Annotated in this window: 19 protein-coding genes and 4 pseudogenes; 4 read left to right on the top strand and 19 right to left on the bottom strand. The window is 66.0% G+C overall.

All coding sequences use genetic code 11. The annotated features are described in order from the left end of the window. Positions 1 to 107: 107 nt before the first annotated feature. The 4 genes and pseudogenes from ON30_RS25730 to ON30_RS42335 form a co-directional block, all read right to left on the bottom strand. A pseudogene (locus ON30_RS25730) lies at positions 108 to 1,021 on the bottom strand (integrase core domain-containing protein); the annotation flags it as partial. A 763-nt stretch (positions 1,022 to 1,784) separates the two neighbouring features. Further along, entirely contained in the window at positions 1,785 to 6,122 is a 4,338-nt protein-coding gene (locus ON30_RS36370) for an nSTAND1 domain-containing NTPase (protein WP_083911666.1), read from the bottom strand. A 69-nt stretch (positions 6,123 to 6,191) separates the two neighbouring features. Then, entirely contained in the window at positions 6,192 to 6,656 is a 465-nt protein-coding gene (locus ON30_RS25745; protein ID WP_063719940.1) for a DUF4231 domain-containing protein, read from the bottom strand. Between the two features lie 15 nt (positions 6,657 to 6,671). Next, positions 6,672 to 7,250 (bottom strand): annotated as a pseudogene (locus ON30_RS42335) (IS256 family transposase); the annotation flags it as partial. 50 nt (positions 7,251 to 7,300) lie between these two features. On the opposite strand from ON30_RS42335, the gene ON30_RS25755 reads away from it, so the two are divergent. Further along, positions 7,301 to 8,020, top strand: a complete 720-nt coding sequence (locus tag ON30_RS25755) for a hypothetical protein (protein ID WP_157183831.1) — start codon at positions 7,301 to 7,303, stop codon at positions 8,018 to 8,020. On the opposite strand, the gene ON30_RS25760 is transcribed toward ON30_RS25755, so the two are convergent. The 3 genes from ON30_RS25760 to ON30_RS25770 form a co-directional block, all read right to left on the bottom strand. Then, a complete protein-coding gene (locus tag ON30_RS25760) occupies positions 8,017 to 9,162 on the bottom strand; it encodes an ATP-binding cassette domain-containing protein (protein ID WP_040710970.1) in 1,146 nt (381 codons plus the stop codon). The two genes, ON30_RS25755 and ON30_RS25760, sit on opposite strands and share 4 nt — an antisense overlap. Positions 9,163 to 9,428: 266 nt before the next feature. Then, positions 9,429 to 9,644, bottom strand: a complete 216-nt coding sequence (locus tag ON30_RS25765; protein ID WP_040710972.1) for an Rv3202a family protein — start codon at positions 9,642 to 9,644, stop codon at positions 9,429 to 9,431. Positions 9,645 to 10,109: 465 nt separating this feature from the next. Then, the gene (locus ON30_RS25770; RefSeq protein WP_083911669.1) at positions 10,110 to 10,529 is read right to left on the bottom strand and encodes an Hsp20/alpha crystallin family protein; all 420 of its coding nucleotides are present in this window, start codon (positions 10,527 to 10,529) and stop codon (positions 10,110 to 10,112) included. A 154-nt stretch (positions 10,530 to 10,683) separates the two neighbouring features. On the opposite strand from ON30_RS25770, the pseudogene ON30_RS41295 reads away from it, so the two are divergent. Both ON30_RS41295 and ON30_RS25775 read left to right on the top strand, forming a co-directional pair. Beyond that, positions 10,684 to 10,821 (top strand): annotated as a pseudogene (locus tag ON30_RS41295) (MerR family transcriptional regulator); the annotation flags it as partial. Positions 10,822 to 11,282: 461 nt separating this feature from the next. Continuing rightward, positions 11,283 to 11,534: a helix-turn-helix transcriptional regulator gene (locus ON30_RS25775; RefSeq protein WP_051029983.1), complete on the top strand. Its 252-nt coding sequence runs from the start codon at positions 11,283 to 11,285 to the stop codon at positions 11,532 to 11,534. Between the two features lie 156 nt (positions 11,535 to 11,690). On the opposite strand, the gene ON30_RS25780 is transcribed toward ON30_RS25775, so the two are convergent. Next, the gene (locus ON30_RS25780; RefSeq protein WP_051029984.1) at positions 11,691 to 12,233 is read right to left on the bottom strand and encodes a Rossmann-fold NAD(P)-binding domain-containing protein; all 543 of its coding nucleotides are present in this window, start codon (positions 12,231 to 12,233) and stop codon (positions 11,691 to 11,693) included. Between the two features lie 115 nt (positions 12,234 to 12,348). Between ON30_RS25780 and ON30_RS25785 the strand changes: the two genes are divergently transcribed. After that, the gene (locus ON30_RS25785) at positions 12,349 to 13,503 is read left to right on the top strand and encodes an IS256 family transposase (protein ID WP_040710994.1); all 1,155 of its coding nucleotides are present in this window, start codon (positions 12,349 to 12,351) and stop codon (positions 13,501 to 13,503) included. A gap of 442 nt (positions 13,504 to 13,945) precedes the next feature. On the opposite strand, the gene ON30_RS25790 is transcribed toward ON30_RS25785, so the two are convergent. The 11 genes and pseudogenes from ON30_RS25790 to ON30_RS25840 form a co-directional block, all read right to left on the bottom strand. Beyond that, entirely contained in the window at positions 13,946 to 15,451 is a 1,506-nt protein-coding gene (locus ON30_RS25790; protein WP_218006302.1) for a PucR family transcriptional regulator, read from the bottom strand. Between the two features lie 376 nt (positions 15,452 to 15,827). Beyond that, entirely contained in the window at positions 15,828 to 16,268 is a 441-nt protein-coding gene (locus tag ON30_RS25795; protein WP_174387572.1) for a DUF1931 family protein, read from the bottom strand. A gap of 14 nt (positions 16,269 to 16,282) precedes the next feature. Continuing rightward, the gene (locus tag ON30_RS25800) at positions 16,283 to 17,920 is read right to left on the bottom strand and encodes an FAD-dependent oxidoreductase (RefSeq protein WP_051029985.1); all 1,638 of its coding nucleotides are present in this window, start codon (positions 17,918 to 17,920) and stop codon (positions 16,283 to 16,285) included. After that, positions 17,920 to 18,183: a UBP-type zinc finger domain-containing protein gene (locus tag ON30_RS25805; RefSeq protein ID WP_040710978.1), complete on the bottom strand. Its 264-nt coding sequence runs from the start codon at positions 18,181 to 18,183 to the stop codon at positions 17,920 to 17,922. The genes ON30_RS25800 and ON30_RS25805 overlap by 1 nt, the downstream gene beginning before the upstream one ends. Continuing rightward, positions 18,180 to 18,632 (bottom strand): thioredoxin family protein, encoded by a 453-nt coding sequence (locus tag ON30_RS25810; RefSeq protein ID WP_040710979.1) that lies wholly within the window; start codon positions 18,630 to 18,632, stop codon positions 18,180 to 18,182. Before ON30_RS25810 ends, ON30_RS25805 begins: the two co-directional genes overlap by 4 nt. Positions 18,633 to 18,646: 14 nt before the next feature. Next, a complete protein-coding gene (gene clpB / locus ON30_RS25815; RefSeq protein ID WP_040710980.1) occupies positions 18,647 to 21,277 on the bottom strand; it encodes an ATP-dependent chaperone ClpB in 2,631 nt (876 codons plus the stop codon). Beyond that, entirely contained in the window at positions 21,259 to 21,579 is a 321-nt protein-coding gene (locus tag ON30_RS25820) for a chaperone modulator CbpM (RefSeq protein ID WP_040710982.1), read from the bottom strand. The genes clpB and ON30_RS25820 overlap by 19 nt, the downstream gene beginning before the upstream one ends. Next, positions 21,576 to 22,490 (bottom strand): DnaJ C-terminal domain-containing protein, encoded by a 915-nt coding sequence (locus ON30_RS25825; protein ID WP_040710983.1) that lies wholly within the window; start codon positions 22,488 to 22,490, stop codon positions 21,576 to 21,578. Before ON30_RS25825 ends, ON30_RS25820 begins: the two co-directional genes overlap by 4 nt. Positions 22,491 to 22,496: 6 nt before the next feature. Continuing rightward, the gene (locus ON30_RS25830; protein WP_040710984.1) at positions 22,497 to 22,991 is read right to left on the bottom strand and encodes a nucleotide exchange factor GrpE; all 495 of its coding nucleotides are present in this window, start codon (positions 22,989 to 22,991) and stop codon (positions 22,497 to 22,499) included. 11 nt (positions 22,992 to 23,002) lie between these two features. Next, positions 23,003 to 24,895, bottom strand: a complete 1,893-nt coding sequence (gene dnaK / locus ON30_RS25835) for a molecular chaperone DnaK (protein WP_040710985.1) — start codon at positions 24,893 to 24,895, stop codon at positions 23,003 to 23,005. 241 nt (positions 24,896 to 25,136) lie between these two features. Continuing rightward, a pseudogene (locus tag ON30_RS25840) lies at positions 25,137 to 25,563 on the bottom strand (hypothetical protein); the annotation flags it as partial.

The raw sequence follows: 25,563 nt of genomic DNA on the forward strand, positions 1-25,563 counted from the left end.
AAGGGCACCTGTGTGGGGCCAGTAATTGTATGAGTCACATCGTCGAGTCGGGCGACCGCCGCCTACCCTGGTCGGCCAGTCCCAGACCAGCCACCCGAAGACTCACAGTGGTTGTAGTCGGATTTCCAGTCGCTGATCACGACCCGGGCCTGGGCGATCGACCAGAAGCTGTTGATGTTGAGGCATTCGTCGCGCAGTCGGCCGTTGAACGATTCGATGTAGCCGTTGCGCCACGGCCGACCGGGCGGGATGAAGGCCAGGCCGACGCGTTCACCGGCCCAGTCCGCCATCGCCGAGCACGCCAGTTCCGGTCCGTTGTCACACCGCAACACCGGACGACCGTTCTCGGTGGCGTCGAACTGGAAATCGACCGCCCACACCCGGTTCGGGGCGTCCGCGCTCACCGCGGTGACCGTGGAGTCGCCGAGGCGTTTGCGGCGCCGCCGCTGCGGCACCCGCAAGCCCTCGTCGCGCCACAGGCGTTGGACCTTCTTGTGGTTCACCGCCCAACCTTCGCCGCGCGCGTCATGGTAAGCGCGGCGGAAACCCTGCCGTGGATGGGATTTCGCCCAATCCCGGAGCCATGCGCGCAACCCGGCATCCGGATCGGTCACCGCCTGGTCCGCGCGTGGGCGGCGTTGAGTACTGCGATGCTGCCCGGTCACCCGACACGCCAAGCGTTGGCTCATCCCGAACATTCGTTGCAGATGAGCCACCGCGGCGCGTCGCCGTTCCGGGTCTAGAAGTTTCCCCTGGCGATCTCCTTCAAGGCCGCCTTCTCCAGCTCGGCCTCGGCCAACAGCCGTTTCAGGGTGGCGTTCTCGCGTTCGAGGTCTTTCAGTTTCTTGGCGTCGTCGGCTTTCAGCCCGCCGAACTGGTTGCGCCACCGGTAGTAGGTGGCCTCGGTGATCTGGAGGACCCGGCACACCTCGGCCACGTCCTTGCCCGAGGCCAACAACCTGTCGGCCTCGGTCAACTTCCGGACCACCTGCTCAGGGGTATGCCGTTTGCGTGTCGCCATCGCTTCATCGAGCCTTCCCGCCCAGCTCATGGGCTACGAAGACTCTCACATATCACCCGGACCGAACCATCGGGGTCACGTCACTTCGTCTGCCAACGCGATCGTCGTCACCCTCCGCTGCCTCCCGCCTCGTCTCCTTAAGACGACCGACACCGTCGGACACTCTACAGTGAGCTATCCGAACTCCGCTGGCTTGCATATGTCCGCCACGGCGGTTCGGAAAGCGCGCTGTTCGATCGGTCGTCGGCGACCGGCTCCACCCACTCCACAGGCACCGTGACAGAACGTATCCAGGTCAAAATCGATGCCATCGAGCTACGCCCACCGCAAAACGAAACACAGTAGATCCCACGCCAGGCGGCAACACCTTGACACCGTGCGACAGGAACAACTCGTCAAGCTACTGCGGCTCGACGACCAAAGTTTGGCTGCAACTGAGTGCGTGGGCGTAGTGGTCGAGTCCCCCTCCGGACACCGCAACGTGGCATATCTGCCACATACGACATATCTGTGTTCAAGCGGGCTCTACCACGCGCGATCGCGTGAGGTAGAGCCCGTTCGTGTTTCTGCGCCGGGGTGGTTCCGGTGACGGCCGCGGTAATCGCTCCGGTTGTCCCGCCGCTGGTGCCGAGCGGTCGCGCGGCGGCCGGTAGCTCTGGTGGTGGTGTTCGGGCACCGTTGCCGCTCTCGTTCATGATCTCCCGGCGCACGGCTTCTTCGGTCTATGCAAGCGTTGGGGCCTAACGCAGTTGAGTCAGGAGCTTCAGCAGTCCGATTGTCTCGGGTAGTCGTGGGTGATCCAGTCCTGCCACTGTTCATCGGTTATCGGTGCCGGAAGCTTGGCACACAATTCAAAGGCGTCGGGGACCAGAATAGGCACTCGGTCCACGGTGTCCGATTCGATGAGGACGAATTCGTCGCGTGCTTCGTCGACAGCGGTTCGCCATACGATGCCGCCCCCGGCGACGATGACTACCGGCGCCGGATCCACTCGACGCCAATACCATACGGTGCCCTCGATCCCTGTGGCCACGAGAAATGACCCATCCTCGCTGAAGACTTGAGCACGCAACGGTTCGGTCAGTCGAATGCGGCGCTCCACCATACCGTCGTGGGCGATCACGAGGCTGCCGTCGTCGTCACCGGCAGCAACGGTGCGTCCATCCGCGCTGATATCGAGTGTTGGTTTGTATCCAGGCAGCGGGAACGTCGTGGCGACCCCGCCTGCTGCCGTCGGCATGACAGCAACATCGTCGTCGCTTCCGACAGCGACGGTTGACCCGTCGGCACTGAGGGCCAATCCCGAGATGCCACCGCGAGGAGGACGGATCGTGCGCGTCGTCGCGCCTTCTCTCGCGACGAGCACCGCCCACCGGTCGGCCACCACGACGGTTCCGCCTCGAGCGATGATCGTCGCCTCATCGGTTCTGTGTTCGAGAGTTCCCCACTGGTGGAGTTCGCCGTCCCGCGCGACCGACAAGCCGCCATTCTCGTCTGCCACCGCGACGATCGAACCGTCCGCGTTCATGGCAAGTCCGGTGGCTTCGGCGGACAGCGCGAACTGCTGATGAAGGCCGTCGGCTCGGTAGATGAACAACATCGGCGGGTACGACGCTGTGGCCGCGATCGTGGTTCCGTCCGCACTGATGCCAACGTCGGTCGCTCGCCATTCCGTTGTCCTTGGCACCGGACCTGGAAGCGGGAGTACGTAGTCCGGGTGGCCGTCGCGGAGGATGTGCACCTCGGACCCGCCGTCACCGAGCGCTACGGTTGATCCATCGTCACTGATCACGGGGCCGATTCCCCACGAATCGGATAACCGGACCTCCCGTTCGGGTCCACCTTTGTGAATGACGAGCCACGTTCCTCTGGACGCTCTGCGCACTATCGTCGCTCCGTCCTTGCTGATGACCGGAACGTCGATGCGCGAGCGGGAAGGACGAAGGGAACGCGGCAAGGGTGGAAGCTGAGCTGTGTACACGGTTCCGTCTGCGGAGACGGCGGTGACGGTCGACGAGTTGGGAGCGACCCGAACCAGGCTCACCCGGTCAGGTAGGTGCAGTATCCGGTCGGGGGTGTTCGCGCGGACGATCAGCAAAGTTCCGCGCTCGTCGCCGGCGGAAACGACGGTGCCGTCAGCGCTTGTCGCCAGGCGCACCGCGCCTCCGGCCAAGCGTCGAGTCTGCTCGGGTTCGCCGTTACGCGCGATGCGCAGCTCGCCGGAGTCATCCGTGGCTATGACCGTACTTCCGTCAGCGTTGAGGATCAGGGCGCTGACGGCTGCGGTGTGGTGGACGGTATGTGGCGGTTCTTTCGGGCGCATGATCGCGACTTCGCCGGAGATCTTGCCGACGGCGATCGTGGATCCGTCGGCGCTGACAGCTACCCTTCGGCCGCCGCCGGCCGGCTCGAACACCGGGGACTCGCCGGACCGGAACACGTACAGATTCGCATCGTCGTCGCCCGCGACGACGGTTGATCCGTCGGCGCTGAGGGCGACATCCAGGAAGTTGCCGATAATTGTCTTGCTCACGTCCTCCACGCCTTCGCGGACGATCAGCAGATGTCCGTTGTGAACGACGACCACGGTTGATCCGTCGGCGCTGACCCGCAGGTCCCACACGTCCGCGCCGACCGGTCGGCTGCGGACCGTTTCTCCTGCTCGGGACACCAAGAGGGTCCCGGTAGAGGTCACCGCAACCACCGCGGAACCGTTGGCACTCACCGCGATATGGGTGATTCTGTCCGAAGACGTAAACGAGCGATCCAGCAGGCCGTTACGCGTCACATGGTGGGAAGTGTCCGATATCGCGGCGACTGTCTCGCCGTTGTCACTCGCCGCGACGGCGCTTGGCGGAAAAGGCAGGCGCTCGGCTCGGGTGAGATGGCGCAGTTCGTACTGCGCGTTGAGCAGTTCCCACTCGGTGGAACCGGGAGAGATCGCATGGGCGGCCAGAATCTGGTGAATAGCGCGAACGTCGCCCTCGGTGCGCAACCCCGATCGCATTTGGCGCGCCTGCTCGATGAGTCGGGCGGCGATCGCTTCGCGGGCGCGCGTGTCTGCTCGCTCGCTCGCGCGTGCTTCGCGGACAAAACCCACGGCGGCGAAGACCGCGATCACGACGCCGACTGCGGCCAGCACGGCGAGTGCGCGTGCACGGCGACGCAGGGCGTGTGCGTGGTCACGGGCGAGTCCGAGCTCGGCTGAGGCCCGCTCGTCCTCAGAGAGACGCGAGGCCCGGATCAGGTCGGCCACGGGACGTAGCCGCTCACGGTAGCCGGGACGGTCAGCGAGATCTTCGGCGTCGGCCAGTCGTGCCCCGGTGAGCAACCACGCGCTTGCGCGGTCGTGTCGCTCCCACTCGGCGGCGGCACGTTCGAGGACTTCCGCTGCTCGGAGAGTATTCGACTGTTCGCGAAGCCACCCTGCGAGCTCGGTCCACTGTCGTAGCAGACTCTCCAGCGCGACCTCCACCGTGATATCGCCCCCGCGGCGGTCTTTGACCAGGAGACGCCGATCGACGAAGCGATCGATGAGGGGACGAGCCTCAGCGGGAAGGTCGTCGTATCGGGCGATGCGACGCAGCGGTTCATCGACGTCGGCGGCGAAGGTAGCCAGCCAGGGCACGAAAGCCGATCGAAGCATCTTCAGCTGGCTCTCGCGTAGAGCCGGGTCGTGGTCGAGGATATGGTCGACCTCAGCGGCGACGACCGTATCGATCCCGCCCATTTGTCGGTAGTCCGCCACAGTGATCGCCCCCGCGCTGCTCGCGTAATCGCGATAGAGAATCGACAAAGTCAGTGCGAGCAAAGGCAGCGCATCGGCGCCGCTGCGGCAGTCCGATATCAGTTCATCGACCAGCTCTGGTTCGATGTCGAACGGACGGCCGGTAGCGCGGGCGCGTCGCGCTGGTTCGGTAATTATCTGTCGAAAACGATCGGGATCGAGCGGCTTCAGTTCGTCGAACAGCTCACTGCCTATGCCCGCAAGTTGCTCGGCGGACTGCATCTGCTCGAATCGGTCCGTTCGTATAGCGGCGATCACGACGAATGGCACACGGTCTTCGACCGGTGCGCTCACAATCCGCTGGAGGATTTCAAGAGCCGCCGATGCTTCGGTCCCAGCACCAACGCCGAACAGCTCTTCGGCCTGATCGATCGGAAGTACGACCGTCGGATCGGCTTCACCAGGGATGCGCGACTTCGCGGTGGCGTGTATTTCGGCCAACCAACGCAGGGCCGCGCTGCAATCATGTTCGGCAAGTGCGGCTTTCATGTGCCCCAAGGTCGGTTCACCCAGACCGAGCGCGGCACGCGCAGCGTGCAGTGCGGCGGCGAGGCCATGTTCGCCGGAGACGGCTCGATGTTCGGGCCGAAGAATCCCGAGCGGGATGAACTCACGGTCCTCACGGGCAAGACGCGGCAGCAACCCCGCACGCAGGAACGAAGATTTACCCGCACCCGAAGGCCCTAGAACGACGAACAGGCTTCTGGATTGGTCCCGCATCCGCCGCAGACGGTCCAAACCGCGTAGAATTTGCTGTTCGCGTCCGAAATATATTGCCGCATCGACGGATTGGAAGGGCATCCACCCGCGGTAAGGAGCACGATGGGGGTCGTGCGGCGGTGGCCAAGGAAAGCGCGCGGCTGTGATACCCGCTGCCCTGAGACCGTCACGCAGGTGGTGCAGACCGGCCGTGCGAAAGCTGACAGAATCCGAGTCCACTCGGACGACGGTTTCCTGCCCCGGGCCGTGCAGTTCGCTGCGCTGCCACTCGCGGGTGACGACGTCCTGCACGGGTTCGAGGCGCGCGATGAAGATCTTCTTGCCGAGATTCTCCGCGGTGCGATATTCGGTGGTGCACTCGCGCGAGGCCAGCCAATGCGAGGAGACCAGGCAGACCACGACTTCACAACGGACGGTGAATTCCACCAGTGCGTCTTTCCAGCGCCTACCCGCCGGCAGTCCGGCTTCGGGGTGGATGTCGAGGAATATCTCATCGGCAAGTTCGTGATCCTGCTCGATCAGCCACTGCCGCAGTGCGAGCGCCGCTCGGTTGTCGTGACTCGAATGGCTCATGAAGATCCGCGACAACAGCACCCGCCCCCTTGTGCAGATGTAACCCCGACAATGGGATGGTACGGCAGACCACAGTCGGTAGCGACCTGCTCACACGCTGCGATCCGGCGGCTCCACCTGCCGTTCCATGTCGCTGCCCGCGCTCGCGGCCCAGTCCCCAGTCTCCTTGGCTACGAGTGCCGTTACTCGTTCGGCGAATATCGCTCGCCGCGTGGCGGCGGCATAGGGGCCTGCCTCGGCCAAGTACAGGAACTTCTCATTCTTGAGGGCTTCCGCGGTGGATCTGGCACGCAACCAGTTGCCGTGCCACTGAAACAGCTGCTGCACGCCCTCGGCCATCACCGGAATGGCTGCCACACAGGCCGTGATCCAACCCGCCACTCCCGAAGCCGCGAGCACTGGAATTGTCGCACCCACTACGATCTGTACGACTTTCACTCGAAAGTACGCACGCTTGGCACGTCGACTCTCGCATCGGTAGTAGGTCAACTGCTCATCCAGACGCGTCCACATCGGATCAGCGTCCGACCGCGCCTGAAGCTCCCCGGCAGACATGAGAAAACGTTACTACGCCGCCGATTCCGTGGCCGCGGTGTAGATCGGTTTCAACGCTTCGGCGATCGCGTCCCAGTGCTGGCAGGCGGCGTAGCGGAAAGAGGCCCGCAGCAGATGCACCACCCACGTCTGCACGATCGCTCGCGGCCAGACCCCGCCGATGGCCTCGGGCAGCCCTTTGAAACCGTCGCAGACGAGCATGCACACATCGGCGACACCATGGTTGCGCAGTTCGGTGAGAATCTAAAACCAGAACTTCGCGCCCTCGCCACCGTCGCCGGCCCACAACCCGAGGATGTGCCGTCCACGGTCACGGCCAAGGCGACTAGATCGGGCGGTTGGCGCCCTTGCCGTCGCGGATCTTCACGTGGATCGCGTCGAGGAAGATCACCGGATACACCGGGTCCAGTGGCCGCTTCTGCCATTCGGCCATCCCGTCGAGCACTCCGTCGAGATCGTCTGCTTGGACACCTCGGCGCGTAGACCTCCCGCGGATGCGCCGAGATCTCACAGTCCTTCGGCCGACAGCGACAACACCATGTCCTCCACACCGCCCAGACGGCGTTGGCGTTTACGCACGATCTGCGGCTCGAAACCGGATGTCCCGTGTCCTCCGAACGATCGACAACACCCCGAAAGTTCGGATGCGCGCCGACCTGCAACCATACGATGACCGGTGGATCGGCACTACGCCGGGAAGGCCGCGTGCGATGAACGAGGAACCGGGCATCGTTGGACCGAGCCCGACACACGAGGACGGCCATGGCATGAATCGCAGCGGATCGACAACCTACGCGACCAGCACTCTCGACATCGCCCGTCTGCGAACGTTCGCCAAGCGAGTGGCCCGCGAAACGAAGGCTCCGACGATCGGGCCATTGATCAAGACGACAACTGTATCCGTGCCCGTGGTGAAAACCCGCTCCGTGGGCCTGTTCGGGCTGCGCACCGAGACCTACACGGCGTCGGAAAGCCGCGAGCAGACCACGCAGGTGGTCGGCCCGCACTGGGTCCTGTTCACGACGCGGCACTTCATCGACGAGGAGAAGACTCGCCGCTACCGGGCCTACGAATACGCCGAATCACGGATCTGGATCCTCGACACCGCCGGTGAACTGTTGAAGGTGTGGCAGTGGCAGGATTTCACGCTCTGGGACGACGGCCGCACCAAGCGGGAATCGGATTGCGCGGTGGACCCGATGACCGAGCGGGACATCCTCCAGATGGACCACGAGCACACCTTCTCCCATCACCACGACCGGGACGGCCATTATCGCGGTGACCGCGAACCGGGGCGCGTCATCCGCCACGCGAAAGGCGTCGGCCTCTCCCTGGCGTTGAAGCATTTGCTCACCGTGCGCTAGTAACGCATCTCACGCCCAGCGGAAAACTCGATCGGTGGGGGCAGACCAGAGCGCCGTGGGCTACCGCCGGGGTGACAAGGACAGCCTCCGTTCTTACCCCCGCGACGAGCGGTAAGAGCTCCTGACAGGTTCGTTCGAGTGGCGATGACTGTCGAGTGGCGATGACTGTTGTTGCGGTGCAGGATGTTCACCGGGATCGGGTGGGAAGACCACCACATCCTGACCTCCGGCAACGGATTACCACTCGCGATCACGCTCTCCGCGGCCAACGTCAACGACCACCTGGTGCTACCAGAACTGCTCGACAAGGTCGGACCCCTGCGCGGGCGACCCGGTCGGCCGCGTCGCCGGATCACCACGTTGATCGCCGCCCACAGCGCCACTCCCAGCAGGCGAATGGCGAACGCGCGCAGCGGTTCCTCGATCGCACGGTGCGCCGGATAGCGGGGGTCCAGTGCCGCGCGCGGATGCTGGGCGACCAGTTGCACCGCGCGCCGGAACTCGCGGAGCCCGGGGCGGTCCAGGTCCCACACGTCGCGGCCCCGGAACCGGACCGTTGCCGCGTCCGGCGATTCCAGGCCGGTGAGCAGGCGGGCCAAGGTCGTCTTACCGGCCACCGAGCCCCCGACCAGCCCCACCGCGGCGTCGGCGGGCAAGGTCACGGTGGCTTCGTGTACTCCGGTGGCGGTCCGGGTCCCCGGGTAGAGGCGACGCACCGCGTCCAGGTGCAGCATAGTCTCGGCGGACTTCGTCGAGGTGAGGCTCGGTGCGGGCGCTGTCTGGCGGGTGACGCCGTGGGCGATGGCGGCGACGTCGCCGCGGGCCGCGGTCGTGCCGCCCGCGAGCAGCACCCCGCCATGTGCGCGGTGGGCCGCGAGGGCGAGATCGTGGGTCACCGGCAGGACGCCGATCGCGGTCTCCGGCAGCAGTCCGAGGATGGCATCGAGGATGCTGGACTTGCCGGAGCCGGATTTGCCGAGCAGCGCGACGATCTCGCCGGGCGCGACGTCCAGGTCGACGTCGCGGATCACGGGTGGGCGACCGGCGTAGAAGATCGTCAGCCCGCGCACCCGCAGCGCGGGCAGTCGCTCGGAGGTTGTCCGGTCGCCCGATTCGGCGACGAGAGTGTGGGACGGAGTCACTGTCCGGCCTCCTCGGGTTGCAGGCGGATCGACACTCGGATGACTTTCGACCGGGGGCGGTGTCGGTGTTGGAGCACGACCTGCCGTCCGGGTGCGAGGTCTTATAGCCGGAAGTCTCGATGGCGGTGTAGTCGCAGGACGTCGCCCGACCGGCGTGGTCGAGCGCAGGAACCCCAAGCCTTCGCGCATCGAACCAGTGGGCCCGCCCTGCTGGGGCCGGGACATCACGCGGGACCGGCGGGGATTTGGCCTCGGTGACGAGTGGGTCAGTAGGCCAGCAGCGAGCGGTCGTCATCGTCGGCACGGGGGGTACTCCATGCTTGCTCGAAACGGTCGGCCGGATCAGCGGAGTCCAACCCGGCGACGCCGGGTGCATCCACCCGCACGGCGTCGAAGTCCGGGCCCACGTCGCGGTCCGCGGCATCGACGAAGGCGTCCTGCTCGACGCGGTCCGCCTCGGACGCGGTCGGTAACACGGTCATGTGACCCTACTGGAAACAGGCTGCTGTGGGATGGAATCGGTGGCCGGGCGGTGGCCCGGCCACCTGGACCGAAGGGAGAACGTCTTCAGCTCAGTGGAAGAGTCGATGTCGGGAATCTGTCGATTGCGCATCACCTCACTTCGGGATCCGTGGGGAATCGGGGTAGCGCCGCTGCGCCGCCGTAACGGAGGGCTGCGCTGGTTCGGTGCCCGTCGCGACGCCGTCGGCCGGGTAGGCGGCGGGTAGGCCCGCGTTCGGCCGCGTGGACGGTACCGGTGAGGTTCGCCGTCGCCGGGGCGGGCGGGCGGTCGCGGCGGTGCGGTGATCCCGGCAAAGACGGACTCGATCTCTGCGATCAGCTCGGCGTAGTCGGGATCCAGCGCCAGCAGCTCGGCGTCCTCGCACCAGCGATCGGGCGTGGTGTCAGTGATCGAGGCAGACATCATCGACCTCCATCCCCGCGCCTCAGGCGTTGACGGCCTGGGGTTCGTTGCGACGGGCGATCTCGATCTTGCGGGATTTGGCCTTTTCGGCCACCGGGATGACCAGCCGCAGCACCCCGTCCCGGTAATCCGCGCGGATGGCATCGGTGTCGAGGTTCTCGCCCAGGAACAGCTGCCGGCTGAACACTCCACGGGTGCGTTCGGCCGCGATCATCGACCTATCCGAATCCAGATCCGACCGCGTCGCGCGCACGGTTACCACGTTGCGCTCGACATCCACATCCAACGAATCAGCGTCGATCCCGGGAAGGTCGAGTTCCACGAAGAACTTGTCCCCGTCGCGCCAGGCGTCCATCGGCATCGCCGCCGGCCGCGCCGGTGTTCCGAACACCTGCTGGTTCAGACGGTCCAGATCCCGGAACGGATCGGTGCGCATCAGCATGGTCGCCACCTCCCACTCACTACTCTCTCGATGGATTCTCGGTTAGATATTCTATGTCGTCTGACACAGATATTATTTATCACTTCTCACAGGAGAGGGCAAGTAGGTTCCATCAGATAATCTGGACCTACACGGGATGCGCGGTGAGAAACAAATGGATCCGCGACACGAGGGCCTGCCTGCGGCCGGCCACGGTGTGTATGCGATCTCGGTGGCCGCGGAGCCGGCCGGCATCGGCGTCCAGACCTTGCGTCTTTACCAACAGCACGGCCTGCTCACCCCCGCCCGCAACGGCGAGCCCGACCTCCTGGTCCAGGGTCCCGGTCGGCCCCTCGGTCAGCGTGGACCGCTTCCGCTTCGGATGCTCGATGTCCTACACCGCCGAACCGCTGGGCGCGTGGTGCGTGTGCTCGATGCGCGGGGGCGGCATCGACACCGACACCAATGATGAGAGCACTGCGGTCACCATCGGACAAGTCGCCTCCCTCAGCCCGTCCGGCGAACCCCAGACCGGGAGCGTGCGCGACACCTTCTACGACATCGTCTGGATCGACCCCGACCATCTCACCCGGGTCACCGGCGCCGGACGCGACGACGCCCCCGTACGCCTTCTCGGCCACCGCGCCGGCCCAACAGCCGGAGGGCTGCTGACCTCGGTCCTCGACCACGTCCGCGACGAGCCCGCCACTCTCGCCGCGCTCACCACGACCCCGCTGCCGGCCGGCACCTCCACCGAACCCGAAACCGGCATCGATGCTCACCCCCGACACCGTGCGACTCGCGATCGCCTACATGGAAACTCACGTCCGCGAACCGATCACGATCACCGCCATCGTCGCCGCAGCGTTCGTCACCCCACGCGCCGTGCAGTCGGCCTTCCGCGTCCACCTCGACACCACCCCGATGAATTACCTGCGACGGCTTCGCATGGCAGGCGCGCACGAACAACTTCGCGCCGCCACCCCCGGCGACCGACAGACCGTCACCTCCATCGCCTACGACTGAATTGTCCCCCACGTCGGACGCTTCGCCATCGCCTACCGCCACGCATACGTACACAGCCCGCACCGAACTCTGCGCACCTGACACAACACCGAGCCGCGACGACCATTCGCGGGCGGCACTTCGCGCCGCCCGCGAAATTCCACCGCTCGAACACTGTCACCGGGAGTGCTGACTCCGGTGGGTCGGAGGCCCCACGCCTGGTCGCAAGGGTCGCGGGGCGAGCGCCGGGGTGGGCCCGCTGGTGTGCCGCCGCATTCCCCGGACGAGTTCGGCACAGGTCGAGCGGGCATGGTGGCAGGGCGTCCAGCCGAGTTCGCGTCGGGCGGCCGTCGTGTCGAGCAGACTCGCGCGGTCGGCCAGTGCGATCCAGCCGGGATGCAGGGGCTGGGCTCCTACCCGCCAGCTCGCCCACGCAGCGGCCGAGATCGCCGCGCGAGGGGCGGGCAACCGCAGTCCCCCGAGCAGTTCGGCCAGTACGGGGGCGGTCAACACAGGTTCGGCCGCGAGATCGAAAGCGCCTGGTATCCGGCCGGACACACAGGCCCGCACGGCCGAGGCGACGTCATCGGCGTGGACCATCTGCATTCGCAAGCCCCGCCACAGCGGTATCGGCAGCCACCGGCGGCCCAGCAACCCGGCGGGCAGCCAACGACTCAGCGTCCAGTCCGTGATCTCGGTGCGGGCGGTTGCGTCCGGCAAGGTGGTGTACCTCCTCGACGCCAGCAAAGTCTGAGCGTGTCGTAGCCGAGTAGAGGATGGTCACCGCGTGATCCTCAGCAGACCGACCAAAGTCTTCGAGGAGAAAGTTCACGCGATGACCGCTGTCCAGCGTATCGACCCGAACACCCCCTCCGCCGAGCAACTCGCCGTCGCCAGCCCTGACCTGCTGCGCGAGATGGTGTCCTCGTTCGTCGCGTCGTTGATGAGCGCGGAGGCCGACACGATGTGCGGCGCCGCTTATGGCGAACGGAGCCCGGAGCGAACCAACTCCCGCAACGGCTACCGCCACCGCGATTTCGACACCCGTGTCGGCACGATCGACGTAGCGATCCCGAAATTGCGATCGGGCAGCTACTTCCCCGACTGGCTGCTCGAGCGCCGTAAACGTGCCGAACGCGCTCTCACCAGCGTGGTGGCTACCTGCTACCTGCTCGGGGTCTCGACCCGGCGAATGGAGAAACTCGTCGAGTCCCTCGGCATCACCAGCCTGTCGAAATCGCAGGTATCGATGATGGCCCGCGATCTCGACGCCCAGGTCGAAGCCTTCCGCACTCGGCCACTGGACCAGAGCCCGTACACGTTCGTCGCCGCCGACGCGCTGGTTTTGAAAGTGCGCGAGAACGGGCGCGTGGTCAACGTCCACGCCTTGGTGGCCACCGGTGTCAACGCCGAGGGATACCGCGAAATCCTCGGCCTCCAGGTCACTTCCGGCGAGGACGGCGCCGGCTGGCCGGCGTTCTTCCGCGACCTGCCCGGCGCGTCCTGGCAACGCTGCCGCACCCACTACACCGTCAACTCGATGTCGGTATGCCCGAAGAGCTCCTGGCCCTGGGTCCGCACCCTACTGCACTCGGTCTTCGACCAAGCCGACCCCGGATCTGTTGCCGCCCAATATGATCGGATACTCGACGCACTCGCCGAAAAGCTGCCGAAAGTCGCCGCACACCTCGACGGCTCCCGCGCGGATCTGCTGGCGTTCACCGCGTTCCCGAAACAGATCTGGCGCCAGATCTGGTCGAACAACCCCCAAGAACGGTTGAACAAAGAGATCCGCCGCCGCACCGACGTCGTCGGCATCTTCCCCGACCGCCAGACCATCATCCGCCTCGTCGGCGCTGTCCTGGCCGAGCAGCACGACGAGTGGATCGAGGGCCGCCGCTACCTCGGACTCGACGTCCTGACCCGATCCCGCACCACCACCGAACCAGACCAACAGGAGGAAACCACCACCACAGCACTGACCGCCTGACCCCAAACCGGATCAGCGGTGACCATCCCAACTACACCACCCGTTTGGACTTGACCGCTCCCGGATCGAGCCGGTCGACCGGTGAACGCTGTCCCGTAGATCCTGGGAAGGCTTGAAGGCCGGCGTCAGATCGAACTCTCAGGCTGCGTGGGCGAGGTTCGCGAGCCGGGCTACCAGCCTCGTAACCGCTACTCCGTTGCCGCGCAAGCGCCAGTCACGCCGCGCCATCGGTACGCCGGCCGCGTGCAGCTGTCACTGAGATCCACGCGCGCGGAAACCACTCCTGATGCGCCGCCGAGCAATCCGCATCAGGATGCCCTCAGATCACGCGAGAGGGCGGCGGCGTCGAAGCCGATCTCATCCGTACCGATGGCGACCGGTCCGTACCGGTCCGAGGATGTTCGATGTTCGGTGAACCCGGACATGGCCGGTGGTCGGCTGGTCACAGCTCGGGGACGACGGAGAGGAATTGCCAGGCGCGCGTCGCCGCTTGCAGATTGAAGCGGACATTCATATCGCGCAGGTCGAAGCCGGTGAGTTCGCGGATGCGGCCGAGGCGATAGCGCAGGGTGCTGCGGTGGATGTGTAGCACGGCGGCGGATTCGTCGTAGTTGCCACCGCATTCGAGATATTGGGCCAGGGTGTACACGAAGTCGGAGTGCCGTTTGTGGTCGTAGGCCATCAGGGCGCCGAGCCATTCGTGCACGAAGTCCTCGACATGCCCCTCGGCGTGCGCCGCGTCGACCAAGCGGTAGAACCCGAGTTCGTCGAATGCCGTCGCGCCGTCTGGCGTGCGCGACCGTTGCCGGAGCTGGACGGCTCGGTGTGCGTCGGCGAAGGATCGGGCGAAATCGCTGGGCTGTTCGCATCGGCCGCTGATGCCGACGGTTACCGGCGTGGCGTCGATGCCTTCGCGGACAGTGTGATGGAACAGAGCCGGATCCGGTCTGCGGTCGGCGATCAGCACGATCATGCCGCCGTGGCGGCCCTGGATGGATTGCAGATTCAGGGTCGAGGCGGCGCGGCTCACGGCCTCGGCGATCAACTCGGCGCGGCCCACGCTGTGCACCAGGACGACGTAGTGCGGTCCGCGCAGGTCGTGTCCCAAGGCTTCTGCGCGGGCGTAGGCGCTGTCGTTGTCGGTGCCGGAGGCCAGATCATCGATGAGATCGCGGCGTAGCCGCAGTTCGATCTCGGCGAGATTGCGTTGGTGGGCGAGTTCGAGGGCGAGCATGGTGCTGCCGTACACCAGCGCGAACAGTTGAGCCTCGGTGATTCGGTCGTCCGGGTCGATCAGTGCGAGCGTGCCGAGGACCTCGGCACGTGGCTTCACCAGCATGATCACGCGACCACGCACCCGCAGCGGCGCGTTGTGGGTCACGAGCCGTCGCAGGAGTTGATCACGCTGCTCCGGCGTCGCTTTGGGGTAGGGGTGCGGTCGGCTCGGTCCGGACCAGGCCCGCAGATTGCCGAAGGGGTCCTCGACCGCGACGGGGAGATCGGTCAGCTGAGCGACCGCGTCGGCGATACCCTGTTCACCCTGCCCGTAGGCGGCGGCGCCCGAGAGCACTTCGAGCACTCGTGTCTGCCGTTCCAGGCGTGCCACCGTGACGACCAGACGCTCGTTGATCTCGGTGAGTTCGGTCGCGTGGGTGGAACTACATTCGTGGGTATTCGCGTTGGCCAGCGCTGCACCGGTGACCTGAGCCAGTACCTCCAACAGGGTTATCTCGTCCGGTTGCGGCGCACGGTCGGAGCCGACGATCAGGGAGCCGACCGCTCCGGAAAAACTCCCCAGGGCGAACGCCCACCCCCATTTCTGGTCGGCCAGTTCCACACGGCCCGCGCCGTCCTGGGCGCTGACCTGCTCGTCCAGGCCGGGCTGCGCGGGTCGGGCCCGCGGGTACTGCTGGAATTCGCCGTCCACCCGGCGATAGCTCGCCAGCACGCGACACGAGCCGAGAGAAGGGACTGCCGCACCTGCTGCGCGAAGTATCTCCACTACTTCGTGCTCGCTCGACAGCGTGACCGACAGCGCGCACAGCCGGCGCAGTGACGTCAATTGGGTATGTGCCAACCCGTCGACGACGGGATAACTCGACAATTGTTGATTCACGGTGGGTCCGGCCCATATGCGATTCGGACCCGATGTTGCGTCGGCCGCGGCCTCGCCCACCTTTGAATTTTCGGCCGATCGACCGTCACGCGCACCGATCCACTTCGAATGAATAATTCAAGTCGATTGATTCTGCGGGCGTTCGTTGTCAACATTACACCCGGCAACCCGGTGATTACGCTCCGGAGGAATATGCATCATTACTGCATCAAAGCAGCACATTAAATATAGCGAATACGACCGACCATTCGGCGGCCCCCGGATGCGCGGCCTCGGGGGCTATCGTGACGAACGTCTGCGCGAGCGCCATGCTCAGGCCACCGGCGACCAGCGGCAGCCTGCGCTCCGTGTCCTGCGCGAGCGCCAGGTCCAGCGGCGGACGCGCGGCGAGCTGGTCGAGCAGCGGCTGTAGTTCGATACCCTCATCCAGCTTCTCGAACCGATGGATGCTCTGTTGCAGCCCCGCGGTGACCGGCAGATCCCACGGTTCGATCACGTCACGCGCGTTCGCCTTCGCCGATGCCTCGGCAACGACGAACAGATCGTAGATCTTGTCGTCGATGAACTCGGTGTATCGCTTCAGATCATTGCGATGCACGTGCAGCCCGGCTGCCACGCGGAAGAATCGCTGAAATTTGACAACGCCCATTACCGGCATTTCGGTCAGCTCCGTTCGAGGTATTCGTGAATGTGGCGGACCGCCATCGCGCCCTCACCGACGGCGGACGCGACTCGTTTGACCGAGCCGCTACGGACATCGCCCACCGCGAAGACGCCAGGTCTGCTTGTTTCGAGCGGTAGCGGCCGGCGGGCACCGCGCTGATCCTCGTCCGGGAACACCGCGTCCGGACCGGTGCGGACGAATCCGTGCGAATCGAGTGCCACGGAGTCGCCCAACCACGTGGTGTGCGGCGTCGCTCCGATGAAGACGAACAAGGCGCCCACCGTGAGCGTCTGCCGCTCGGCGGTGTGGTTGTTCTCGACCACGATCGTGTCGAGTTCGTCGCCCCCGGCTACTTCGCGCACCTCGGTGTTGTGGTGCACCGTCACGCGCCGGTGCTGCTCGATCCGTTCGACCAGGTACCGGGACATGCTCTTGCCGAGATCGTCGCCTCGGATGAGTAGGTGCACGTGCTCGACGCAGCCGGCGAGAAAGACCGTTGCCTGCCCTGCGGAATTGCCGCCGCCGACGATCGCCACCGGATCCGCGCCACACATCGCCGCCTCTTGATGGGTCGCGGCGTAGTACACGCCGGCGCCCTCGAAGCGCTCGATCCCGGTCACGGCGAGTCTGCGATAGCGGGCGCCGGTGGCGAGGACAACGGTGCGGCCGAGCAACGCGGCGCCGCCGGCCAACCGCAACAGGTGGTGTCCGTCCTCGACGGCCAACCCGACTACTTCCGCGGACACCAGCAATCGAGCACCGAATTTCCCGGCCTGGATGACCGCTCTCTCGGCCAGCTCGGTGCCGGAGACGCCGGCGGGAAATCCCAGATAGTTCTCGATGCAGGAGGAGGTGCCCGCCTGCCCACCCGCCGCGATCGCCTCCAGCACCGAAGTGTTCAGTCCTTCCGACGCGCCGTACACCGAGGCGGCCAGACCGGCCGGGCCGGAACCCACCACGATGAGATCGCACACTTCGCGCGCCGTGTCCGGCACGGGGAGGCCGACGAGGCGTCCCAGCTCGGCGTTCGTCGGATTGCGCAGCACCCGCTCATTACCCCAGATGACGACCGGAGTGTCTTCCACGGCGACACCGAGGTCACGCAGGAGTTGTTCGGCCCGGCTGTCGCGCTCGAGGTCGATCCAGTCGTGCGGCAGTCGGTTCCGCACGGCGAACTCGCGAAGCCGCCGGGTGTCGGGTGAATAGCAGGAACCGATGATCCGGAACCCGGTGACCATATCGAGCAGCCGGCAGCGGCGGATCAGGTACGCGCGCAGAATGAGGTCGCTGAGCGTCGGATCGTGTTCGACCAGCGCGCGTATCCGCCGGACCGGAACGACCAGCACCTCGCCGTCCTCGACCATCCGCGCGGTGTAGAACGCGACCTGCCCTTCCAGCAGGCCCAGCTCGCCGAGGAATCGGCCGGGACCGTGGATACGCAGCACGCGCCCCGCGTCGTCGACGATCGCCACCGTGCCGGACACGATCACGAAGAACTCGTCGCTGGGCGTGCCCGCGCGAACCAGCGTCTCACCGGCGCGCACCACTCGCCGTGTGCCGCCGATGGCGAGCGCTGCTACCTGCGCGTCGGACAATCGCGGAAACGCGCCGACATCGTCGGGGGTTTCGACGTCCATCAGACGAAGTTCTGGTGGACGTAGCACCAGCGCCAATTCTCGCCCGGTTCCATCGAAGCGACGATGGGGTGGCCGGCCCCGGCGGCGTGCGCTCGCGCGTGCCGCATCGGGGACGAGTCGCAGCAGCCGACATGCCCGCAGGTCAGACACAGCCGCAGGTGCAGCCACGGTGTGCCGAGCCGAAGGCATTCTTCGCAGCCCTGCGGGGTCCGCGGTGCCACCGGCCGAATTGCCGCGACGTGGGGATCATCGATCGAAGTCATGCGCTCACGTCCTTCTCCGCTCGATCGGACAGGTTGTGGTCCAGCCATCTCCGTAACTCCGGAACCGGGGCGGCGCCGGCCTGCCGGGCCAGCACCTCGCCGTGGTCGAGTACGAGCAACGTCGGCACCGCTCGCACGACGAACCGCTCGGCGGTGCGCGGTGCGGCATCGACGTCGACCTTGACCAGTTTCAGTCGGCCGGCGCGTTCGGTCGCCAGTTGTTCGAGCGCCGGGCTGACCAGCAGACAGGGCCTGCACCAGCTCGCCCAGAGGTCGACAAGGATCGGTACCGAGGACTTTTCGATCACCTCGGTGAAGTCGTCGTCGCCCGCGGTGACGATCCACGGCAGCGGTTGGTGGCAGTTGCCGCATCGCGGTGTGCCCGCGGCCGCGGCCGGAACCCGGTTGCACTTTCCGCAGTGGGGGCATTCGATCTTCGCGGTTTCCATGGTCGAACCTCGTTTCATGCCGCGACCGCGGGGGCGGTGTACGCGACGGCGAGATCGTCACCGGTCACGGTGACGGTCACGGTGCCACCCTGACCGATATCGCCGCGCACCAGCGCCCGGCCGATCTTCGTCTCGACTTCGTGTGCGATGTAGCGGCGCAACGGCCGCGCTCCGTAGACCGGATCGAATCCGTGTCGTGCGATGAGCCTGCGCGCCTCCGCGGTGATGTCGAGCCGGATCTGCCGTTCGGCCAGGCGTTGTCGGAGTTCTTCGAGTTGCAGCAGGACGATGTGCTCGATCTGGGGCAGCGTGAGCGGGGTGAACAGCACGATGTCGTCGACGCGGTTGAGGAACTCGGGGCGGAAGTGTCCCCGCAGCTCCGCGAGCACCCGATCCCGTGCGTCGGGTTTGATCTCGCCGTCGGCGGTGACGCCGTCCAGGAGGTGGTGGGAGCCGATATTCGAGGTCATGATGACCACGGTGTTGCGGAAATCCACCTGCCTACCCTGGGAGTCGGTGATCCGGCCGTCGTCGAGCACTTGCAGCAACGTGTTGAACACATCGGCGTGCGCCTTCTCGATTTCGTCGAACAACACCACCGAGTACGGCTTGCGGCGCACCGCCTCGGTGAGCTGCCCGCCCTCGTCATAACCGACGTAGCCGGGCGGCGCGCCGATCAACCGGCTGACCGTGTGCCGCTCCTGGTACTCGCTCATGTCCAGGCGCACCATATTGTCTTCGCTGTCGAAAAGCGTCGCGGCCAGAGTCTTCGCGAGTTCGGTCTTGCCGACGCCGGTGGGTCCGAGGAAGATGAACGACCCGATCGGCCTTCGCGGATCGCGGATTCCCGACCGGGCCCGGATCACCGCGTCCGCGACGAGTTGGACCGCCTCTTCCTGCCCGATCACTCGCTCGTGCAGGATTTCATCCAGCCGCAGCAGCTTCTCCCGCTCGCCCTCCTGTAGCCGCGCTACCGGGATTCCGGTCCACGCGGCGACGATCTCGGCGATCTCGTCCTCGGTGACAACCTCGCGTAGCAACGGCTGCTGCCCCTGCTTGGTGCGCAATTGTTCCTCTGCCGCTCCCAGATTGCGTTCCAGTTCGGTGATCTCGCCATAACGCAACTCGGCCGCGCGGTTGAGGTCGTAGTTGCGTTCGGCCTCTTCGGCTTCGTGGCGCAACTGTTCGAGTTTTCCACGCAATTCCTGCACCCGCCGGATCGCCTGTCGTTCGGCCTCCCACTGGGCGTGGCGTGCATCGGCCTCGGCACGCAGATCGGCGAGTTCCTTGCGGAGCTCCTCGAGACGAGTCCTGCTCGCCGCGTCGGTCTCCTTGGACAGTGCCGCCTCCTCGATCTCCAGCCTCGTCACCTTCCTCGTGAGTTCATCGAGTTCAGCCGGCATCGAGTCGATTTCGGTGCGCAGCCGAGCACATGCCTCATCCACGAGATCGATGGCTTTGTCCGGCAGGAAACGGTCGGTGATGTAGCGATGCGACAGAGACACCGCGGCCACCAGCGCGCCGTCCTGGATCTTCACGCCGTGGAAGACCTCGAGACGCTCGCGCAAGCCGCGCAGGATGGACACCGCGTCCTCCATGCTGGGCTCGTCCACCAGCACAGTCTGGAATCGGCGTTCCAGTGCCGCGTCGGCTTCGATGTGCTTGCGGTATTCGTCCAGGGTGGTGGCGCCGATCATGTGCAGCTCGCCGCGGGCGAGCATGGGCTTGAGCATGTTGCCCGCGTCGAGGGAACCGTCACCGCCGACCGACCCCGCGCCGACCACGGTATGCAACTCGTCGACGAAGAGCAGGATGCGGCCCTCGGCGGCCTTCACCTCCGCCAACACCGCTTGCAGCCGTTCCTCGAATTCGCCGCGATACTTCGCCCCCGCGACCAGCGACCCCATATCCAGGGAGAAGATCGTTTTCTCGCGCAGACCTTCTGGCACATCGCCACGGACGATGCGTTGAGCCAGGCCCTCCACGATCGCGGTCTTGCCGACCCCGGGATCGCCGATCAATACCGGGTTGTTCTTGGTCTTCCTGCTCAAAATCTGTGTCACCCTGCGGATCTCGGCGTCGCGACCGATGACCGGGTCCAGCTTGCCCGCCCGGGCTTCGGCCACGAGGTCACGGCCGTACTTCTCCAGTGCCTCGTAGGCGCCCTCCGGAGTCGCCGAGGTCACCCGTTGATTGCCGCGCACCGTGGTGAGGGCTTGCAGGAACGACTCTCTGGTGATGCCTTGACCTGCCAGGATCCGTCCCGCGGCAGTGCCTGATCCCTCTTCGGCCAATGCCATGATCAGGTGCTCCACCGACACATAGGAGTCCTTGAGCCGCTTGGCTTCGCGCTCGGCCGATTCGAGCAACGCGGCCAATCGCCGAGTGATCATCACCTGACCGGGTGCGGCGCCGGGGCCGCTCACCTTGGGCCGGCGCGACAGCTCGCGATTCAACTCGGCTCGCAACGCGTCGACATCCGCGCCCGCGTGGTCGAGCAGCCGGGGCACCAGTCCGTCCGGCTGGTCGATCAGGGCGAGCAGCAGATGCTCGCCGTCGACCTCGCTGTGTCCCGATCGCGTGGCCGCGTTCTGCGCTTCGCTCAACGCTTCCCGGGACTTCTCGGTCAACCTGCTGGTGTCCATCGTGACGTCCTCCTTCGAGGATCGGCTTCGAGTTCTTCGATTCGGTCCAACAGATCGAGCACCAATCCGATGGCCGCGTAGTTCAATCCGAGCCCGGACCGTAGGCGCTGGATTCGGGCGACAACGGCCACCGCGGACGGTTCGAAGCGAAGTTCTGCGGTGCCTTCGCGGACGCCGTCGAGCAGCCCGAGCGCGACCAATCTGCGCACCAGGTCCGGATGCAGACCGCAGCGCCGGGAAAGCTCGTCGAGCCGCAGCCCCGCCGGCCGCACGATCACGTATCGGGGTGTGGGCGCGCTCATCGCTCTCTCCTCGGATCGAAGGTCGACGCGGCGGCCAACTGCTCGAACAGCTCGCGTTCCCGCGCCGTCGGTGTCACCGGCACCATGACCTTGACCTCGGCGTACAGATCGCCGTCGGCACCGCGGGGATTGGGCATGCCCGCACCACGCAATCGCAGCTTGCGTCCGGTCGAGGAGCCCGGTGTCACTTTGACTTTCGCCTCACCACTCGGGGTCGGGACCGCGACACTGGCACCGAGCACCGCCTCCCACGGGGACACGGGCAGGTCGAGGTAGATGTCACGGCCGACCAACCGGAAGCGCGGATGCGGCTCGATGCGCACGACCAGGTAGAGATCTCCGGCAGGCGCGTCACCACTGCCCCGGCCGCCCTGCCCGGACAACCGGATCCGCTGTCCGTCGATGACCCCGGCCGGGATGTCGACCTCGTAGCTGCGCTCGCCGAGCCGTAGCTTGCGCCTACCGCCGCGGAAGGCCTCCTCGACGCTCAACTCCAGGACAGCCTCCTGATCGGCGCCGGGAATCGGTCCATATCCGCCGCCACCGAAGATGTCTCCGAATATGTCACCGAAGTCGACGTCACCGTCGAAACCGCGACCGACGTGCACACGGGCCCCGCGCCCGAAACCACCCGCGCCCGCCCCGAAACCACCGCCGCGCGCGCCGACGGGTTCGTCGTAGTCCTGCGGCACCCGCCGGAAGTCCGCACCGAAGCGGTCGTAGCGAGTTTTCGTCTCCGGATCGGAGAGGGCTTCGTAGGCCTCACTGACCTCCTTGAACCGATCCTCTGCCGCCGGATCGGCATTCACATCCGGGTGATATCGCCGCGCCAGCTTGCGGTACGCCTGCTGGATCTGGTCCTTGTCGGCGTCGCGGGAAACCCCCAGGACCTGGTAGTAGTCGCGCGCCACCGAGGCTCACCCCTCGGCTCTGGTGACGATCACGGCCGCCGGACGTAGCTGGCCTCCGTTCTCGCCGTAGCCGGGACGCAGCACCTCGACCACGGTTCCCGGCGGGAGATCAGGCCGGTCGACCACACCGGTCACCTCGTGCTTTTCCGGGGAGAACGGGACTCCCACCTCCGAATGTCTCGGGTAGCCGAGCTGTTCGAGGACCTGCACGGCTTGGTCCCGGATCGCGCGCACGCCCGCGACCAGCGGGTCGGTCTCGCTGTTCGTATGCGCCAGTGCCAGTTCCAAGTTGTCCAGCGTCGGCAGCCAGGCTCTGGCCACTTTCGCTCGTTCGGCCATGCGCTCTCGATCGAGGTCTCTGGCGTAGCGTTTGCGTAGGTTGTCCAGATCGGCCGCGGTGCGCCGCCAACGGTCTTCCCACTGGGCGATCCGGGCATCGGGTTCCTGGACCGTGTCCGGGTCGGGGGTATCGGGGGTCGCCCGGTCTGCGGAGGTTTCCATCGGGAGCCTCCTCAGCTCCGGTCGAACTCGGCGTCGATCACGTCGTCGTCACCGGGCGTGCCGGTGGCCGCCCCCGTGCCCGCCTGGCTGGAGGGTCCGTCGCCGCCGCCGGATTGCGCGGGCTGCAACCCGTACAGCAATTGCTGTAGTTCCGAGGTGAGTGACTGCACCCGGTCCAGCGGCGCTTCCTCTTTGACGGCCTGTCTGGCGTCGGCGATCAGCATCTCGGCGCGTGCCCGCTCGTGCGGCGGCGCGCTGTCCCCGAGCTCGCCCAACCGCCGCTCGACCTGGTATGCGGCCGAATCCAAGGCGTTGCGGGCATCGACGGCTTTGCGTAGTTGCTCGTCTTCGCGGCGGTGCCGCTCGGCCTCGGCGAGCATCCGATCGACCTCGCCCGGGTCGAGATTGGACTGCTCGCTGATCGTGATGCTCTGCTCTTTGCCGGTGTCCTTGTCGCGCGCGGTGACATTGAGGATGCCGTTGGCGTCGATGTCGAAGGTGACTTCGACCTGCGCCTGGCCACGTGGCGCAGGCCGGATGTCCTCGAGTCGGAACCGGCCGAGCACCCGATTGTCGGCGGCACGCTCGCGTTCGCCCTGGAGCACAACCACATCGACCGCGGGCTGGTTGTCCTCCGCGGTGGAGAACACCTCGCTGCGCCGAGCCGGAATGGTGGTGTTGCGTTCGATGATCTTCGTCATCACCCCGCCCTGGGTCTCCACGCCCAGTGAGAGCGGCGTGACATCCAGCAGCAGCACGTCGGAGACCTCGCCCTTGAGCACGCCCGCCTGAACCGCCGCACCGAGCGCGACCACCTCGTCCGGGTTCACGCTCATGTTCGGGTCCTTGCCGCCGGTCAACCGGCGTACCAACGCCTGCACCGCCGGGATACGGGTGGAACCACCGACCAGGATCACCTCGTCGATGTCGTCGGCGGTCACCTTGGCATCGGCCATGGCCTGCTCGACCGGGCCGAGGCAGCGCTGCACCAGATCGGCGGTCAAGTCCTCGAACTTCGAGCGCATGAGCGTGGTGGTGAGGTGCTTGGGTCCGTTCGCGTCGGCGGTGACGAAGGGCAGGTTCACCTGGGTCTGCGACACCGAGGAAAGCTCGACCTTGGCCTTTTCCGCCGCCTCGAAGAGTCGTTGCAGCGCTTGTGGATCGGCACGCAGGTCGATGTGCTCGGCGTGCTGGAATTCGTCGGCGAGATGGTCGACGATGCGCCGGTCGAAGTCGTCACCACCCAGATGCGAATCACCCGCGGTGGAGCGGACCTCCACGACGCCGTCACCGACGTCGAGCAGGCTCACGTCGAAGGTACCGCCACCGAGGTCGAAAACGAGCACCGTCTCATGGGTCTGCTTGTCCAGTCCGTACGCCAGAGCGGCGGCAGTCGGCTCGTTGATGATGCGCAGGACGTCGAGTCCCGCGATCCGGCCCGCGTCCTTGGTGGCGTTGCGCTGCGCGTCGTTGAAGTAGGCGGGCACGGTGACCACCGCTTCTTTGACCCGCTCCCCCAGATACTTGCTCGCGTCATCGACCAGCTTGCGCAACACCAGCGCGCTGATCTCCTCGGGCGCGTACATCTTGCCCCGCACATCGAATCGGGCCACACCGCCCTCGCCCTCGACCACGTCGAAGCTCACCGCCTTGGCTTCCGCGGAAATCTCATCGAAGTGACGCCCGATGAATCGCTTCGCCGAATAGATCGTGCCCTTCGGATTCAAGATCGCCTGCCTGCGCGCGAGCTGACCGACGAGTCGCTCACCGCTCTCGGTGAAGGCGACCACCGAGGGCGTGGTTCGCGCGCCCTCGGCGTTGGCGATCACCACCGGCTCACCACCCTGCCAGCTCGCGATGACAGAGTTCGTGGTTCCCAGATCGATTCCTACAGCAGTGGCCATATCAATTCCTTCGGATCGGCGCGACCACCCCGGCCGCCGGATATTCGACACCGCCAATCCTGCCGCCGGCCTCGGACCCACAACACGACCCGACAAGGTGAAAAGACACTCACCCATTAGGCCTGTCAGGTCGAGGCGACCAGCTACCGATCGCAGAGACGTCGCCGCAGGGATCGCCGACCCCGGCGACAAAGGACCCGGCGATAAACAATGGGCACGCGAGCTTCACATGCCGTGCCCATCACCGCTGATGCGACCCGTTGCGTCGGCTGTCGATGCGCTGGCGTTGCCGAGCCCCGTACGCCGCCTCCTTGACCGCGGTGTCGTCCTCCAGACCGGACCCCAGCGCCCCACCGATGGTCGCGATGGACGCCAACAGCCAAGCAAGAGTGAGGTAATCGGAGAAGTTCACCCCGCGCCCCAGAACGAGGGACAGCACTTCCCGAGAAAGAGTCAGGCACGCGGTGCACAGCAGCAGGCAGAACAAAGCCACATACAGGACGCCGACGCCGACGACCAACGTGATCACGGTCGCCAGGTTGTACAGCACCGATCGATCGCGTTCGGCTGCCGACCGCGGTCGCTCCCAGAGTTCGTGGTCGAGGATCAGCCACAGAATCATCGCCACGACCGACAGGACCGTCGCCGCCCCCATCCGCCATGGGCCC

The sequence above is a fragment of the Nocardia takedensis NBRC 100417 genome, assembly GCF_000308695.1.
Lineage (GTDB): Bacteria > Actinomycetota > Actinomycetes > Mycobacteriales > Mycobacteriaceae > Nocardia > Nocardia takedensis.

Coding starts and splice junctions, on each gene's coding strand:
- ON30_RS25745 (WP_063719940.1), bottom strand. CDS start 6,656: ATGTCTGCCGGGGAGCTTCAGGCGCGGTCGGACGCTGATCCGATGTGG.
- ON30_RS25755 (WP_157183831.1), top strand. CDS start 7,301: ATGCGCGCCGACCTGCAACCATACGATGACCGGTGGATCGGCACTACG.
- ON30_RS25765 (WP_040710972.1), bottom strand. CDS start 9,644: ATGACCGTGTTACCGACCGCGTCCGAGGCGGACCGCGTCGAGCAGGAC.
- ON30_RS25770 (WP_083911669.1), bottom strand. CDS start 10,529: ATGCTGATGCGCACCGATCCGTTCCGGGATCTGGACCGTCTGAACCAG.
- ON30_RS25775 (WP_051029983.1), top strand. CDS start 11,283: ATGCTCACCCCCGACACCGTGCGACTCGCGATCGCCTACATGGAAACT.
- ON30_RS25785 (WP_040710994.1), top strand. CDS start 12,349: ATGACCGCTGTCCAGCGTATCGACCCGAACACCCCCTCCGCCGAGCAA.
- ON30_RS25795 (WP_174387572.1), bottom strand. CDS start 16,268: ATGGGCGTTGTCAAATTTCAGCGATTCTTCCGCGTGGCAGCCGGGCTG.
- ON30_RS25800 (WP_051029985.1), bottom strand. CDS start 17,920: ATGGACGTCGAAACCCCCGACGATGTCGGCGCGTTTCCGCGATTGTCC.
- ON30_RS25805 (WP_040710978.1), bottom strand. CDS start 18,183: ATGACTTCGATCGATGATCCCCACGTCGCGGCAATTCGGCCGGTGGCA.
- ON30_RS25810 (WP_040710979.1), bottom strand. CDS start 18,632: ATGGAAACCGCGAAGATCGAATGCCCCCACTGCGGAAAGTGCAACCGG.
- clpB (WP_040710980.1), bottom strand. CDS start 21,277: ATGGACACCAGCAGGTTGACCGAGAAGTCCCGGGAAGCGTTGAGCGAA.
- ON30_RS25820 (WP_040710982.1), bottom strand. CDS start 21,579: ATGAGCGCGCCCACACCCCGATACGTGATCGTGCGGCCGGCGGGGCTG.
- ON30_RS25830 (WP_040710984.1), bottom strand. CDS start 22,991: ATGGAAACCTCCGCAGACCGGGCGACCCCCGATACCCCCGACCCGGAC.
- dnaK (WP_040710985.1), bottom strand. CDS start 24,895: ATGGCCACTGCTGTAGGAATCGATCTGGGAACCACGAACTCTGTCATC.